The organism is Stenotrophomonas sp. YJH_SMC_106-19 (assembly GCF_059368375.1).
Genome location: NZ_JCAFRQ010000009.1, coordinates 1 through 16,480 on the forward strand (window position 1 = coordinate 1; position 16,480 = coordinate 16,480).

The window sequence follows — 16,480 nt, forward strand, 5'->3', positions numbered from 1 at the left end:
ATGGCTGGCGAAGCCGCGTGCCCACAGACCGTGGCCACGCTGGCCATCACCGCTGGCCCCCGCACCTGCTGCCGTCGGCTCGACCAGATGCATTGCCAGCTGGTTGAACAGGGTGCCATGGCGCATGCCCGGCTGTGCCGACATCGACTGCGCGACCTGCGCGGCCAGGCCATCGGCATCGCCACCGGCACTGCGCATCGCCGCCTGATGCTGCTGGACCACGTTGCCGATGCTGCCCAGCAGGGCGTTGTCGGCCAGGCGCAGGGTGGCGTGCGCGTCGCCACGCAGCGCACCGGCCTGCTGCGCGACCACGTCGCGGTCGGCGAACTGCAGTACGCCCAGCAGCGGCTTCAGGCCACTGTCCTGGCGATCGGATGCAGCTCCCAGCACACGCCCCAGGTCATCACCGGACGGGCCGTTGGCGAACAGATCCCGCTGGTCGAAGCCCGGGTTGGCGGTCAGCCACAGACCATCGGCCGTCTGCCTGACATTGAAACTCAACAGCGAGTTGTGGCGCGGACGGAACACCTCACCGCCGCTGATGCTGGCGCTGTAGCCAGGGTCGCCCAGCCGCACGACCTCCTGGAAGCCGTCCTGGTAGATCGGGCCTTCAACCAGATCGCGACGGAAGTCCTTGCTGTAATAGCCCTGCGCCACGTTCAGTTCAAGGAAAGCGCCCTTGGAGATCACCAGCGCGCCATCGAGCACTTTGTTGGTGGACGGGTCGAAGAAATTACCCACGCGCACGCGACCACCGGCACTGCCGCCGCTCTCGGTCACGTCGAACAGCACTTTGCCGCCGGGCATGATGTTGACGTAGCCATGGGTGACCAGATCACCTCCGCGCGGCATCAGCGTGCCGAACACGCGCAGGCGGTTGAAGCCATCCTCGCGCCAGGACGGGCCGGTGCCACCCAGCAATGCAGTGCTGTCCATCGCGGTGCCCGCCACGTCGCCGTGGCCGACCAGCATGCCCGCACCGAGCACACGCACTTCCGGGGCACGCAGGGCGCCACCTTCCAGGGCGATGGTGCCATTGTCGACCAGCATGAAGTCCGCACCGGTGGTTGCGGACGAGCGCCAGACAGCGCCATTGGCAATCCGGATCACGCCCATCGAATCGTCCAGCGTGGACGCGTCCAGATCGCCCAGCCGAAGCTTGGACAGCAGCAGGGCCTGCACGCCGGGATCGCTCAGATAATCCTGCACCGAACCAGCGCCGATGCCCTGCGGACCCGTGCTGGAAAGGTTGTAGATGGTCAGTGCGTAGGAAAAGTACGCCGACGGCCGGTCGGTGCTCCAGCGCGCGAAGTCATCATCGACGAAGGTCTGCAGCTGGCGTCCCGACCGCAGGTAGCCCGGATTGATGTCACCGGTGACGTCCGCAGTGACATTCAACGTATCGCCCGGATCACGATAGCCGGTTGCGGTGATGATCCGGTTGCTGTGAATGTCCTGCCCAGGGAACGACTCCAGCGCGCTGCCGCTGCCATCCGGATCGAACGTGACCGACGTACCGGGGGTGCGCGCAGGATCGCGGAACACCAGCAGGCCGTTGGGCTTGACCACTTCGTACATCGCCTTGTGCAGCAGCCCAGCATCCATGCCGCCGCCATAGTTGCCGGTGTAGATCTGGGTCATGCGCGGCGACGGCTCGTAGATCACATTGCTGCCGTTGTTGGCCGCATGGATCTCCACCGAATCGACAATCGGCAGATCGCCGGCCAGATAGCGCTCCACGCCCCCGGACTGCATGATCGAGCAGGACGAGATGCAGTGGCCCGATACGATGGTGTTCAGGCCGGACGTGCGGATCACCCCCTGCAGCCACTCGCCGGCAATCAGCGCGCCACCGTTGGAGGTGCGCAGCACCACCTCCCGGATCGGCCGCCCCTCGGCCTGCGCCTTGGCCAGCAGCGCCGGCAGCGAAACGACGTCGGCGAAGGTGACGCCACCGCTGAGGAAGATGCGGTCTCCCTGCACGTGATAGTTCATTGCCATGGCGTCATCAGCCTTGACCATGACGCCAACACCAATCAGGCCGGCCAGGGCCAGACTCAACTTGGACTGCTTCATACCGTTCTCTCTCCCCCGCAACACGCGGACGAGAAGCTAAACGCCAGAGCGGGAGACCCTCCCCCACTGCATATCACGGAAAAAAATGAACATATTCAGATCCAGTTGGCAGTCAAAACTGTGGCTGAGTTAGCGCTCTTGAACGCCTTTACAGGAGAAATACAGCCTCCGGCAAATTTAAAAACGCAGAAAGGGCGGTAACACCCCCAGTGGCCATCCGGGTGAAAGGTGAACGAATTCATGATCCACACGTGCAGGCCGGCGGCTCTTCCCCATCCGGTCATCGTCGCGTAAAACTCGGTGACGCCCCCCCCTCATCGTTGCCCGAGGCCAGCCCTGTCCGCTTCGTCCCCCCTGATCCATCGCGCACCGGATCCGCCTGGGCCTCCGGACGCCTTCATCACGTTCGTAAGGGAAGAGCGCGCGCCGTTGTGCACTTTCCTGCGTACCCGTGGGGTGGGCCCGGAGGATGCGGAGGACATCGCCCAGGACTGCATGGAACGGTTGATCCGCTATCGCGCGCACGGCACCGAGGAGCTGCGCCTGCTGCTGTATCGTATCGCCCGCAACCGCCTGGCAGACCGCGGCCGCTCGCCGCAGGCGAGACCGCATCTGTCGCTGGCCGAGCGCGATGGCAGCGACGAGCCCTCCAGCACGTCAGCCGACCCGCTGCGCCAGGCCGAATCCGGGCAGATGCTCGCCCTGCTCCGGCAGGCCCTGTTCAAACTGCCGGAGCGCGCGCGCGAGGTGTACCTGCTCAACCGGATCACCGGGATGAGCTACACGCAGATCGCGCAGCACTGTGGCATCACCGCCAAGACCGTGGAAAAACACATCGCCCGTGCACTGCAGGGCCTGCGCCAGGAGCTGGGGCCACACCCGCTGCACAACGACAGGGACAACGAATGATCAGCACCCGGCACACGGAAGAGGCGGGAGTGTTCGAGCGCGCCAGCGCCTGGGTGGCGCGCCTGGAGGCACACGACTGCACGCCCGAGGAACGCGAGCGCTTCGAAGACTGGCTGGCGGAGGACACCCGCCACGTCAAGGCGTGGGTACAGGCCGAAACGCTCTATCAGCAGAGTGCGGGCCTGGCCCAGGATCCCTGGCTGCGCACGGCGGCGGCGCGCGCCGCGCATCCGGCCCGGCGCCGCTGGCTGCCCGGCGTCGCTGCTGCGGCGACGCTCTGTCTGGCCATCGGCATGGGCTGGATGGTCGCCACCGATGGCAATCCCACGCCCCGCATCTATGCCAACGACAGCCTTGCTCCCCGCCAACAGACGCTGGCCGATGGCAGCTCCGCCATCCTGGACGCAGGGACCACGTTGACCGTGCGCATGGGCTGGCGCCATCGGGAACTGGTCCTGGAGCAGGGTCGGCTGCAACTGCAGGTGGCACCGTCGCGCAAGGCCCTGCGCGTGCAGGCAGGCAACAGTTCGATCCGCGATATCGGAACCACCTTCCAGGTGGAGCGCCTGCGCGACGGCCATGTCGAGGTCGCCCTGCTGGAAGGCGCAGTGGAGGTCACCAGCGGCAGCGCGCAGCACACGCTGGCCCCGGGCCAGCAGCTGCAGGTACTGCCCTCTGGGCGGATCCAGCCGGGCCCTGCGCTCGCCTCGACCGAAGCGGCTGAGGCCTGGCTGCAGGGACGGCTGGTGTTCGATGCCACTCCCCTGGCGACCGTGGTCGAACGCATGAACCGCTACGGCCGCACGCAGATGGTGATCGCCGATCCGGAGATCGCCAGTCTCGCGGTCAGCGGCACCTTCCGTGCAGGCGACGCAGAGGAACTGCTGTCTGCGCTGGAGCTGGGATGGTCGGTTGCCGGCCAGGCGCGCCCGGATGGCGCGCTGGAACTGCGGCGTACCTACTGAGGAGAAAGGCGGTGATGGCAGGACCGGGCGCGCTGCAGTGGGGGCTGCTCCGGGGGCTGCTGTGGGTCATGTTCGGCGCTGCCAGCGCCGCGCCGGCCCACGCCGGCCAGCAACCCGCCAATGTCGACTACCACATCGCACCCGGCCCGCTGGCACCGGCACTGCAGCAATGGGCACGCCAGAGCGGCATCGCCCTGGTCTTCGACGCCCGCGAGCTGACGGGCCTGCACACCCCCGGCGCCGACGGCCGACAGGCACCGGCGATCGCTCTCAAGCAGCTGGTCTCCGGGATGCCGGTGAACATCCTGCGCACACCCTCGGGGGCGTTCGTCATCCGCCGCGTCGCTGCTTCTGCCGCGCCCCCTGCACGTGCCCCGACCGTGACGTCGCCCAAGCCGCCGCCGCCCGTCGCACTGGCCCCCGCGCAGGTGGAACTGGCACCGGTACACGTCACCGGCAGCCGCCTGCCGCGCACCTCCGTGCAGACGACGCTGCCGATGACGATCATCGATCGCGAAGACATCCTGCGCAGTGGTTACGGCAGCCTGTTCGACCTGTTGCGACACCTTCCCGGCATGAACGGCCACCCGGCGATGACCACGTCGCGCGGCGGCGATTCGCAGTATCTGCCGGTGGGCGCTGCAGCCACCACCAGCCTGGATGGCATGGGGCCGCGTGCGACCCTGTTCCTGGTCAACGGCCGGCGGCTGCCACGCTATCCGATGGTGTCGCTGGAACAGGGCGGGCTCACCGATCTGGGCGGCATTCCCCTGAGTTTCATCGAACGCATCGAGCTGGTGCGCGGAGGCGCGTCGGCCATCTATGGTGCCGACGCGATGTCCGGCGTGGTCAACATCATCCTGCGCGAACAGGCCGAAGGCCCGGAGGCGACGGTGCAATCGGGCATCAGCAGCCGCGGCGACGCGCAGCAGAATCGCCTGCAGATCGCCAACGGCGGCGTACGCGAAGGGGGAGACCGCTGGTTCGCCGGCCTGGACCTGCATCGCATCGAGCACGTGGCCGGCGATCGCCGTGCGTGGCATGCGGAAACGTCGTTGTATCCGATCGGCGCGTTCTACGACGGCGCGTACATCCCCGCCGAACTCTGCGAAGGTCCCTTGATGCAGCGTGAGGATGGCTGCTGGTTCGACAGCGCGCGGCCGCGCTCGCTGCAGCCCGCGTCGGATACTGCCTCGGCCTACCTGCGTTACCGGCACGAGCGTGGCGAAGGACGCTACGCCTATCTGGAAGCACGTGGCAGTCACAATCGGCAGCGTTTCGACCTGGGGCCGACCGCCGTTGCCATCGGCCTGTACGGCATCACGTTCAACAGCGTGCTGCGCGAGGCCGGAAGCGTGCGCCCGCACGTGCGCGCCAGCGATGCCGACATCACCCTGGGTATCGGTCGCGAGCAGCAGTCACGCAGCTGGGATGCGGGCATCAGCGCGCAACGCAGCCAGGTCACCCTGGTCACGCCGGGCACCGTGCGCACCGAACCGCTGCTGCACGCCGCCGAGACACTGGACTACCTTCCCGGCTTTACCTCGCTGCGTGCGGACAAAGCGCAACAGCTGTTCCCGTCGATCCGCAATCGTGGACGCACTGACCAGTGGCAAGGCTGGTGGGGCATGCAGCGGCAACTGATGCAGTTGCCTGGAGGGCCGGCCCAGCTGGCCACCGGCGTCGATCTGCGCTACGAAGCATGGGCCTCGTTACCCGATCCGTTGTTGATCCAGGGCGATCTGGCACTGGGCCTGCCCCAGCAGCAGCGACGCCTGTCACGTCGCAGCGGAGCCACCTATGCCGAGGTCGGCCTGCCGCTCAGCCGCTCGCTGCGCATGGACGTGGCCGCACGCTGGGACCGCGATGGTGATTACCTGGCGTTCTCGCCACGCGCGGGACTGCGCTGGAGTCCAACGCCCCACTGGTCGTTCCTGCTGACCAGCGGACAAGGCTACCGTGCGCCCAGCCTGTTCGAGCAGCGACGCCCCCCTGGCTACTTCGGCCTGGTCGCGCTGCCGGCCTCGCCGGGCCTGCCGCCCTGCGCACAGCCCGCGATCGACGGCAGCTGCCTGGTCAACGTGGAGGTCGCCGAGAACGACGCGCTGAAGGCGGAGCGTTCACGCAGCCATTCGCTGGCAGCCACGTGGACGCCCAACGACGTGTTCTCGCTGTCACTGACCCACAACATCGTCGAGCTGCGCAACGAGATCCTTGCCCTGCGGCCCACCGACGCGGCATGGAACCGCAGCACGTGGGAGCTGGATGACGAAGGGCGGCTGAGCAGTCTTCGCCTGTCATTCGACAACATCGGCCGCACGACGTCGCGCAATTGGGTAATGCGCGGCGAATACCGCGTCGACACCGATGACACCGGCCAGTGGCTTTTCTCACTGGACGCGCTGAAACAGCAGGCGCTGCGCCGCGAACGAGGGCAGGATGGCAGCGTGGATCTTCGCGGCCATGCCACGCCGGCAATGGCCGCGATCCTCACCGTGCAATGGCAGAACACGGCATGGGACGTGGCATTGCGCGGCAACCAGGTGGGACGCACGCGCGCCTGGCTGCCCGGTGCGGAATGCCCCGATGACCAGCGCGAGATGAACCATTGCATGAATCCACGGCAGCTGCGCTGGAACCTGCACATGGCGCGCAGGTTGGGGCCGCGGGTGATCGCCGCGCTGGACGTGCACAACGTGCTTGACCGGCAGCCGGTGAACTATCTGGTCGGCAACGGCGGACAGTTGCCGGGTTTGGATGATCCGCTGGGCCGCTATTTCCTGCTGACCCTGCAGTTCCGTTGAGGCCGCTGGCATCCACACGCGGGTGACACGGGCGGCACGCTAGGGTGGGCGCACGCCCACCGTGAGGTACGTCATGCGTCCTTCGATCCGCCCGGTCGTCTGCGTACTGGCCCTGTTGCTCAGTGCCGGCGCGGCACGCGCCGACTCGCCCGCTTCGACCCCTGCGCCACCGGACCAGGCCTGGCAGCCGCTTTTCCAGCAGGTCCAGCGCGCACATCTGTTCCCCGACCAGAAGACCTTTGCCGATGCTGTGCCGCGGCAGTCGCCGGCTGCACTGCTGGCTGACTGGCAGCGCGCGCAGCGAGAGCCTGGCTACACGCTGCAGGCCTTCGTCGACAGGGCCTTCGACCTGCCCGGTGGACCTGCGCCCTACGTCTCACCCGCCGGCCAGAGCCTGCGCGCGCATATCGAAGGCCTGTGGCCCGTGCTGACCCGGCAGTCCACGGCGGTCGATCCCCATGGCTCGCTGCTGCCGTTGCCGCACGCGTATGTGGTGCCCGGCGGGCGCTTCCGCGAGGTGTATTACTGGGACAGCTACTTCACGATGCTGGGACTGGCCCCCAGTGGCCGCTGGCCCCAGGTCCGCGCGATGGTCGACAACTTCGCGTGGCAGCTCGACCAGTACGGGCACATTCCCAACGGCAACCGCAGTTACTACCTGAGCCGCTCGCAGCCGCCGTTCTTCAGCCTGATGGTGACCCTGCTGGCCGCGCACGAAGGCGATCAGGCGTACCGCCGCTATCTGACACAGCTGCGCACCGAGCACGACTTCTGGATGCGGGGCGCCGATGGCCTTGCGCCGGGCCAGGCACGCGAGCGCGTGGTGCGCATGCCCAATGGCGACCTGCTCAACCGCTACTGGGATGCTCGCGCGGTGCCGCGTAGCGAATCGTGGACGGACGATCTGGCGACGGCGGCACAGGCACCGCAGCGGGCACCCTCACAGGTGTACCGCGACCTTCGCGCCGGCGCCGAATCCGGCTGGGATTTCAGCTCGCGATGGATGGACGACCCCAGTGCACTGTCCAGCATCCAGACCACGTCGATCGTTCCAGTCGACCTGAACAGTCTGCTGTACCACCTCGAGCAGACCATCGCCCGGGCCAGCCGCGTGGCCGGCGACCGCGCATCGGCCCGCGACTACTCGGCCCGGGCCGAGGCCCGACGCACGGCCATCAATCGCCTGCTGTGGGATGCGGCGCAGGGCTGGTATGCCGATCATGATCTGCGCAGCGGACAGCTGCGCCCTGCCCTGACCGCTGCCGCGCTGTATCCGTTGTGGTTGAAGATCGCCACCGATGAGCAGGCGCGACGCAGCGCCGACGCGGCCGAAGCACAATTGATGCGTGAGGGCGGCCTGCTGACCACCACCCTCGTCAGCGGCCAGCAGTGGGACGCGCCGAACGGGTGGGCACCGCTGCAGTGGGTGGCCGTCGATGGCCTGCAGCACTACGGTCAGGAGCGCCTGGCGCGGCAGCTGGGAGTGCGCTTCCTGCGCACCGTGCAGTCCGTCTACGATCGGCAAGGCAAGCTGGTGGAGAAGTACGTGGTCGATGGCTCCGCGGGCGGAGGGGGTGGCGGCGAGTATCCGCTGCAGGATGGCTTCGGCTGGAGCAACGGGGTGACACTGGCACTGCTGGATCGCCTGTGCCCGCGGCAGCGGACCTGCGAGAACGCGGGCGACGTCGAGTAGCTAGCGCACTGATCGTGCGATCGTGTACTGCGCCGCGTAGTAGGTGGACAGCACCAGCAGGCTTGCCAGCGGCAGGCCACCGGCGAAGCGGTCCCAGGCCAGCAGTGAATCGCTGGCGACGAACAGCAGGGCGCCGGCTGCCGCCCAGCGCGCACTGCCCGCTTCGACAGCGTCCGGTCGCGGGCGGGTCCACTGCCGCGCCAGCGCCAGGATCGCCATGCACGCCAGTACCACCACATAGGCCAGCACAGGGATGCGCATCGGCGGTGGCAGATGCGGCCATAGACCGGACACGTTGAGCGCGGCGAACACACCCAGAAGTCCCCCTGCGGCGACCAGGCCGCGACCCGCGCGCAGACCATCGCGGAACGCGACGATGTAGCAGAGGTGGGCCAGCAGGAACGCCAGCAGGCCGGGGACGAAGGCATCCATCGGCAGCATGAGCGCGATGTCGCCTGCGCACGAGAGCAGCATGCCCGCCAGCACCGCGCGCCGGTACGATGGCGATCCAGCAGGATGCACCTGCCATACCATCGCCGCGATCAGCAGGGTCGCTGCCGGCTTTGCCAGCCAGTGCAGCCAGCGGCCTTCGCTGGGCAGGAATGCACCGACGATGGCCAGCACCGCCAGCAGCAGGACCGCACTGCCGCCCAGGCGTGGTCTCATCGCGGCTTCCACAGCTCGGCCAGCTGATCCGGGCGGCCGGGAATGCGCTCCAGCACCGGATACTGCAGGCCACCGTGATAGTCGATCCGGATCGGCACGATGCGGTCGAGCTGCTTGACCAGCAGCGTGATCGGCGCCTTGTTGGTGGCGGCGACGGCAACCGCGTCCTTCAACCGCTCGCTGCTGTACTCGCGGTCACCGATGGCGATCACCTTCATGCCCGGCGCCAGGCCTGCGTTGAAGGCGGGACTGTCCCAGATCACGTCGCCGACCACACCGCTGTCCATCACCGTCGCACCGAGCGAGTACGCCAGCAGCGCCGCCTTGGCGCGTTTTTCCTGTGCCTTGTAGGCATCGTTCGGCGCGTCGCGGTAGACCAGCTTCCAGCCGGCCAGTTCCAGACCGCCGGTCAGCGACCCATGGCCGTCCAGGCGCTGCCGCAGGAAGCCGGCCCAGTCGTACGGAGCAATGGCGTTCAAGGTCGCCACCACGTCGTCGAACGTATACGGATTGACGTCCCAGTCACCGTTGCCTACACCAAAGAAGGCACGGGCAAAATCATCCAGGCTGCGCCGGTTGCCGGTCAGCGCGCGCAGCCTGCCCTCCACTTCCAGCCACAGCATCTGGCCGCCGGAGTAGTAGTCCTCGCTCATCTGGTAATTGCGATACGGCAGTGTGCGCCGCTGGGCGATGGTCGGGTCGTTGGTGGTGTCCTGCAGTGGCCGCCAGGCCAGTCCCGGGCGACCGCGATCATAGGTCGCCGCAACATTGGCCAGCATGTCGCGCGCCTGATCGGTGGACCACAACCCCGAGCGGGCGGCCAGCACCTGGCCCCAGAACTGCGTCTGGCCTTCGTACACCCACAGCAGGCTGTCACCCATCGGAACGTTGAAGTTGTCGGTTGCCAGGTCCGCGCCACGGCGATACTTGCCGTTCCAGGAATGCGTGTACTCGTGCGGCAGCAGGTCACGCATCCATGCCGAGTCATCCCACTCGGTGAAGTATCCCGGCGCAGCGCTGTTCTCGCTGGAGCGATGATGCTCCAGCCCGATGCCGCCCAGTCGGTCGGTCAATGCCAGCAGGAACTCGTAATGGTCGTAGTGGCGCGCGCCGTACAAGCGGTCAGCCTGCTGCACCAGGGCGCGGTGCGCCTTGATCTGTGCCTCGGTCGGCTTCAGCGACTTCGCTTCATCGGCGAACACGTTCAGGTGCACCGGCGCCTTGGAGCCCGGGTCCAGATCGATGCGCTGGTAATGCTCACCGGCGAACAGCGGCGAATCGACCAGATGGTCGAAAGTGATCGGCTTGAACACCACCGTGTCACCGTCGCGCCGGACTGTTTCGAGCGCGGTGGCATAGCTCCAGCCCTTCGGCAGGGTCACGCTGGCCTGGGCCTGCAGATGGCGTGCATCGACCCCGGCCGGATACAGCGCGTTGGCGTTCCATTGCAGGTTGAGCATTTCCGGCGTCATCACCACGCGGCCCTGGTTGCCGCCCTGCGAGGACAGGAAATCGAACTGCGCCACGATCTCGCTGACGCCCTCCGGCACATCGACCTTGAACGCATAGACGTTGTACTGGTCGCGCTGCCAGGCCAGCGGCCTGCCATTGGCCGTGACGCGCAGGCCAGCGAGCTTGTCGATCGGGCCGGTGGGCGAATGGTTGCCGGGAATCCACTGCGGGTACAGCAGGGTCATCGGGCCGGGTTTTGCCGGCACGGTGGCGGTCACCTTGAAGATGCGCCGGGCCAGATCGCGCGCGTCCACGTCGATGCGCAGCAGGCCGTGCGCAGCGGCATCGGCCGGCGGCGGGCTCTGCGCCAGCGCGGGTGTGGCCGCCAGCGCGAACAGCACGGACATCACCAGGGCACGGGTCTTCATCGGGCGGCTTCCAACAGCGGAGAATCCTCCGATGCTAGGCCTGTGTGGTGCGCGGCCCCATGGCCAAAGGTCATGGGCGGGCTGCCCATCCGCGCATGCCCAAAAGCGTGCGAACCAAGGTTCGCACCCACCTTGTGCTGGTTTGCACCCACCAGAGCGGTTTCAGTAGATCCACGCCATGCGTGGATGAGGCCTTTCCCGGTCAGTCGATCAGGCGCAGGCGCAGTTCCTTCGGCAGCGCGAACACCATCGATTCCGGCTCGCCATCAAGCTCGGACACACTGCCGGCGCCCAGTTCGGCCAGGCGCGCAAGCACGCCATCGACCAGCACCTGCGGTGCCGACGCACCGGCAGTGACGCCGATGTGCTGCTTGCCCTGCACCCAGGCCGGGTTGATCTCATGGGCGCCGTCGATCAGGCAGCTCTCGACGCCTTCGCGCCGTGCCAGCTCGCTCAGCCGGTTGGAATTGGAGCTGTTCGGGGACCCGACCACCAGCACCAGGTCGCAGCGCTTGGCCAGGTCACGTACCGCGTCCTGCCGGTTCTGCGTGGCGTAGCAGATATCGTCGTTCTTCGGCCCCTGCATGGCCGGGAAGCGCTCGCGCAGGGCGTCGATGATGCCGCGCGTATCGTCCACGGACAGCGTGGTCTGGGTGGTGTAGGCGAAGTTCTCGGGCTGGTTGATCTGCAGCGTGGCGACCTGCTCCACATCCTCCACCAGGTAGATCTGGCCGGTACCGGCTTCCTGGTTCCACTGCCCCATCGTGCCTTCCACTTCCGGATGGCCCGCGTGGCCGATCAGCACCACGTCGCGGCCCGCACGGCAATGGCGCGCCACTTCGAAGTGGACCTTGGTGACCAGCGGACAGGTGGCATCGAATACCTTCAGGCCACGACGCTCCGCTTCCAGGCGCACTGCCTGCGATACACCGTGGGCACTGAAGATGACGGTGTTGTTGTCCGGCACCTCGTCCAGTTCCTCGACGAAGATCGCACCGCGCTGCTTCAGATCATCGACCACGAAGCGGTTGTGCACCACCTCATGACGGACGTAGATGGGCGCGCCGAGCGTTTCGATCGCGCGCTTCACGATCTCGATCGCACGATCGACACCGGCACAGAAACCACGCGGGTTGGCGAGCAGCACATCCATCAGTTCAATCTCCCGGCAGCGGCCGGCTTACGGTTTCGGAGTGGCATTATCCGCCTTTTTGGCGGACCTGCCGTCGAACAGGCCGGTCAGGGCGATGCCGATGGCACCGACCACGATGGCCGAGTCGGCGATGTTGAACGCCGGCCAGGTATAGCTGCCAACGTACCACTGGATGAAATCGACGACATGACCGTGCACCTGGCGGTCGATCACGTTGCCGATCGCCCCGCCGATGATCAGCGCATAGGGAACGGCGGCCTTCCAGTTGCCACGGGCGGTGCCACGCAGCCACCATGCCATCAGGCCGCTGATGGCGATCGCCAGCGCCGTGAAGAAATACTTCTGCCAGCCACCGGCGTCGCTGAGGAAACTGAATGCGGCACCGGTGTTGTAGGTGCGATACCAGTTCCAGAAGCCATCGATGACCACCACCGGCTGGAACTCCGGCAGGCTCGACAGGACCCAGGCCTTGGACCACTGGTCCAGGCCGATGATGGCCGCCGACAGCAGCAGCCAGACCAGAGCGTTGGGATGCGGACGGGCGGCGCTCATCAGAACCAGCTCCGAACTTCGCCAGCGCCGTCGATGTTGCTCACGCAACGGCCGCACAGTTCCGGGTGATCGGCATGACTGCCGACGTCGGCGCGGTGATGCCAGCAGCGCACACACTTGGCCTTGGTGGTCGGCTGGGCACTGACGAACACCTCGTCGGTGGTTGCCGGACGCACCTGCACGTCACCGCTGATGAACAGGAAGCGCAGTTCGTCGGCCAGCGGCTGCCAGCGCGCCGCCTGCTCTTCGCTGGCGGCCACGGTGATCTCGGCCTCCAGGGCGGCGCCGATCGCGCCGTTGGCACGCATCGGCTCGAGCACCTTGGCCACCTGCTCGCGCACGGCCAGCAGCTGGTCGAAATCGGCAGCGTTGAGCTGGGCATCCGCCGGCAGCGGCGCCAGGCCCTCGTACCAGGTGGTGAACAGCACGTGGCCGGTGCGCGTGCCCGGCAGATAGCCCCACAGCTCGTCGGCGGTGAAGGTCAGGATCGGTGCCACCCAGCGGGTGAACGCCTCGGCGATGTGATACATCGCGCTCTGCGCCGAACGGCGACCGTGCGAGTCGGTCGGCATCGTGTACAGGCGGTCCTTGGTGACGTCCAGGTACAGCGAGCCCAGGTCCACGCTGCAGAAGTTCAGCAGCAGCTGCACGATCTCGGCCATGTTGTAGCCGTCGTAGGCCGCCTTGATCTTCTCCTGCAGTTCCCACGCGCGATGCACGATCCAGCGGTCCAGCGCGACCATCTGGTCGAGCGGGCGCAGGTCCCGGGCCGGATCGAAACCGTCCAGGTTGCCGAGCAGGAAGCGCGCGGTGTTGCGCAGGCGACGGTAGGCGTCGGCATTGCGCTTGAGGATTTCCTGCGACAGCGACATCTCGTTGCTGTAGTCGGCCGAGGCGATCCACAGGCGCAGGATGTCCGCGCCCAGCTTGTTCATGATGTCCTGCGGCTCGATGCCGTTGCCCAGCGACTTGGACATCTTGCGGCCGTGCTCGTCCACGGTGAAACCGTGGGTGAGGCACTGCTTGTAGGGCGCACGCCTGTCGATTGCCACGCCGGTCAGCAGCGACGACTGGAACCAGCCGCGGTGCTGGTCCGAGCCTTCCAGGTACAGGTCGGCCGGCTTGCCGAAGCCACGCGCGGCCAGCACGCCTTCATGGGTGACACCCGAGTCGAACCAGACGTCGAGGATGTCGGTGACCTTCTCGTAGTCGGCCGCTTCTGCGCCCAGCAGTTCGGTTGCATCCAGCGAGTACCACACGTCGATGCCCTCGGCTTCGACACGGTCGGCAACCTGCTGCATCAGCTCCACCGAGCGCGGGTGGATCTCGCCGGTCTGGCGATGGGTGAACAGTGCGATCGGCACGCCCCAGGTGCGCTGGCGCGAGATCGTCCAGTCCGGACGGCCATCGACCATGCTCTGGATGCGCGCCTTGCCCCAGGCCGGGAACCAGCCGACGGTGTCGATCGCGGCCAGCGCATCGCTGCGCAGGTTGGCCTTGTCCATCGAGATGAACCACTGCGGGGTGGCACGGAACACCACCGGCGTCTTGTGGCGCCAGCAGTGCGGATAGCTGTGGCGGATCGGGTGGAAGGCCAGCAGCGTGCCGTTGTCGCGCAGCACGCCGATGATGGCCTCCTGCGCCTTCCACAGGTGCTGGCCGGCCAGTACCACGTCACCGGCCGGCGGCGTCGATTCCAGGTACACGCCACGGCCATCGATCGGCGTCACCTGGCCGGCGTTGTACGTGTCGAGCAGGCCGTACTTCTGGCTGACCACGTAGTCTTCCTGGCCATGTCCAGGAGCGGTGTGCACCGCACCGGTACCGTCTTCGTCGGACACATGGTCGCCGTTGAGCAGCGGGATCGCGCGCCCGGCATAGAACGGATGCGACAGCAGCTGGTTTTCCAGTGCAGCGCCCGTGGTTTCACCGTGCAGTACCACCTCCTCGACGCCGTAGCGCTGGAGCGCACGTCCAGCCAGCGCAGCGGCAAGCACCAGCCAGCGGCGCTTGCCGTTGTGCGCCGGACCTTCGGCCAGCACGTAATGGATGTCCGCACCCAACGACACGGCCAGCGACGCCGGCAGCGTCCACGGCGTGGTGGTCCAGATCGGCACCGCCACGTCCACATCGGCCGGCACGCTCACGCCGAATGCCTGGCCGATGGCCTGCGGATCGCGCGCGGGGTATGCCACGTCGATCGCCGGCGATTCCTTTTCCTGGTATTCGATCTCGGCTTCGGCCAGCGCCGAACCGCAGTCGAAGCACCAGTACACCGGCTTGGCACCCCGCACCAGGTGGCCATTGGCCACCACCTTGGCCAGTGCGCGGATCTCGTTGGCCTCGAAGTCGAAGCTCAGGGTCTTGTACGGGTTGTCCCAGTCACCGGTCACGCCCAGACGCTTGAAGTCCACGCGCTGGATGTCGATCTGCTCCTCGGCGAACTCACGGCACTTCTGCCGGAATTCAACCGCATCGAGCTTCACGCCGACCTTGCCCCACTTCTTTTCCACCGCGATCTCGATCGGCAGGCCGTGGCAGTCCCAGCCGGGCACGTAGGGCGCATCGAAACCGGCCAGGTAGCGCGACTTGACGATGATGTCCTTCAGGATCTTGTTGACCGCGTGGCCCAGGTGGATGCGGCCGTTGGCATACGGCGGGCCGTCGTGCAGCACGAACAGCGGGCGGCCGGCGGCGTTGTCGCGCAACTGCTGGTAGAGCCCCTGCTCCTCCCACCGCGCCAGAATGCCCGGCTCGCGCTTGGGCAGGTCGCCGCGCATCGGGAAATCGGTGGCTGGCAGGTTCAGGGTGGTCTTGTAGTCCTGGCTCACGCAGTGGCTCGCAATCTATGTTCGGAAAGGATGGCGCGCGCCTGCTCGGCGTCGCGGTGCATCTGGTCGGTCAGTGCCGCCAGATCATTGAACTTCTCTTCGTCACGCAGCTTGGCGACGAATTCAACGTCGATGTGGCGACCGTACAGGTCACCCTGGAAATCGAACAGGTGGGCTTCCAGCAGCGGCTCCACGCCCTCCACCGTCGGCCGCGTGCCGAAGCTGGACACCGACGGCCAGGGCTGGTCGAACACACCGTGCACCCAGGTCGCGTAGATGCCCGACAACGCCGGGGTCTTGGGGAAACGCAGGTTGGCGGTCGGGAAGCCCAGCGTGCGGCCGAGCTGGCGACCACGCACCACGCGCCCGCTGATCGCGTAGGGGCGACCGAGCAGATCGCCGGCCCGGGCGAAATCGCCGGACTGCAGCAGCTGGCGGATGCGGGTACTGGAAATGCGCTCGCCGTGCAGGTCGACCGCCTCGATCTCGCCCGCGCTGAAGCCCAGCTCGCCACCCAGCTTCTGCAGCAGGGCCAGATCACCGCGGCGACGGTTGCCGAAGCAGAACTCCGGCCCGATCCACACTTCGCGGGCATTCAGTCGCCGCACCAGCAGCTGGCGGACGAAGGTTTCGGCCGGCATCGCCGCCATCGCTGCATCGAAGCGCAGCAGCCCCACCGCGTCGACCCCCAGCTCGCGCAGCATCTCGACCTTGCTGCGTGCCAGCGTCAAGCGCGGTGGTGGTGTGCCCTGGGCGAAGAACTCACGGGGCAACGGTTCGAACGCCACGGCCACCGCAGCCACGCCCAAGGCGCGCGCGCGCGCAACGGCATGCCGCACCAGTGCACGATGCCCCAGATGGAGGCCGTCGAATGCACCGATGCAGACCACGCTTCCGTTGGGGAGCAGCTCCCCGCCCTCGACGCTTCTGAACAGCCTGCTCATCAACTCC

At 67.1% G+C, this 16,480-nt stretch carries 11 protein-coding genes; 4 read left to right on the plus strand and 7 right to left on the minus strand.

The window, feature by feature from the left end:
• Nucleotides 1-2,076, minus strand: a 2,076-nt coding sequence (locus tag AC5P5M_RS17875) for an autotransporter outer membrane beta-barrel domain-containing protein (protein ID WP_495206221.1), incomplete at its 3' end; no start/stop codon positions are given.
• 429 nt (nt 2,077-2,505) lie between these two features.
• Here AC5P5M_RS17875 and AC5P5M_RS17880 point away from each other — a divergent pair.
• From AC5P5M_RS17880 to treA, 4 genes are all read left to right on the plus strand, one after another.
• Nucleotides 2,506-2,985 (plus strand): RNA polymerase sigma factor, encoded by a 480-nt coding sequence (locus AC5P5M_RS17880; RefSeq protein ID WP_229765781.1) that lies wholly within the window; start codon nt 2,506-2,508, stop codon nt 2,983-2,985.
• Nucleotides 2,982-3,950, plus strand: a complete 969-nt coding sequence (locus AC5P5M_RS17885; protein ID WP_495206222.1) for a FecR family protein — start codon at nt 2,982-2,984, stop codon at nt 3,948-3,950. The genes AC5P5M_RS17880 and AC5P5M_RS17885 overlap by 4 nt, the downstream gene beginning before the upstream one ends.
• A gap of 14 nt (nt 3,951-3,964) precedes the next feature.
• Nucleotides 3,965-6,754: a TonB-dependent receptor plug domain-containing protein gene (locus AC5P5M_RS17890; RefSeq protein WP_065181121.1), complete on the plus strand. Its 2,790-nt coding sequence runs from the start codon at nt 3,965-3,967 to the stop codon at nt 6,752-6,754.
• A gap of 73 nt (nt 6,755-6,827) precedes the next feature.
• Nucleotides 6,828-8,447, plus strand: coding sequence for an alpha,alpha-trehalase TreA (gene treA, locus AC5P5M_RS17895; protein WP_495206223.1), 1,620 nt, complete (start codon nt 6,828-6,830; stop codon nt 8,445-8,447).
• Here the strand turns inward: treA and AC5P5M_RS17900 are convergent, their stop codons facing one another.
• The 6 genes from AC5P5M_RS17900 to AC5P5M_RS17925 all read right to left on the minus strand — a co-directional run bounded on the left by AC5P5M_RS17900 (nt 8,448) and on the right by AC5P5M_RS17925 (nt 16,473).
• Nucleotides 8,448-9,113, minus strand: coding sequence for a lysoplasmalogenase (locus AC5P5M_RS17900; RefSeq protein ID WP_495206224.1), 666 nt, complete (start codon nt 9,111-9,113; stop codon nt 8,448-8,450).
• Nucleotides 9,110-10,993 carry a M61 family metallopeptidase gene (locus tag AC5P5M_RS17905; RefSeq protein ID WP_495206225.1) on the minus strand — a complete coding sequence of 628 codons (1,884 nt, stop codon included), beginning with the start codon at nt 10,991-10,993 and terminating at the stop codon, nt 9,110-9,112. Before AC5P5M_RS17905 ends, AC5P5M_RS17900 begins: the two co-directional genes overlap by 4 nt.
• A gap of 202 nt (nt 10,994-11,195) precedes the next feature.
• On the minus strand, nt 11,196-12,146 hold the full coding sequence (gene ispH, locus AC5P5M_RS17910; RefSeq protein ID WP_495206226.1) for a 4-hydroxy-3-methylbut-2-enyl diphosphate reductase: 951 nt from the start codon (nt 12,144-12,146) through the stop codon (nt 11,196-11,198).
• Nucleotides 12,147-12,173: 27 nt separating this feature from the next.
• On the minus strand, nt 12,174-12,698 hold the full coding sequence (gene lspA, locus AC5P5M_RS17915; RefSeq protein WP_065174616.1) for a signal peptidase II: 525 nt from the start codon (nt 12,696-12,698) through the stop codon (nt 12,174-12,176).
• Entirely contained in the window at nt 12,698-15,529 is a 2,832-nt protein-coding gene (ileS, locus tag AC5P5M_RS17920) for an isoleucine--tRNA ligase (protein WP_065174615.1), read from the minus strand. Before ileS ends, lspA begins: the two co-directional genes overlap by 1 nt.
• A complete protein-coding gene (locus AC5P5M_RS17925) occupies nt 15,526-16,473 on the minus strand; it encodes a bifunctional riboflavin kinase/FAD synthetase (RefSeq protein WP_197600837.1) in 948 nt (315 codons plus the stop codon). Before AC5P5M_RS17925 ends, ileS begins: the two co-directional genes overlap by 4 nt.
• Nucleotides 16,474-16,480 lie beyond the last annotated feature (7 nt).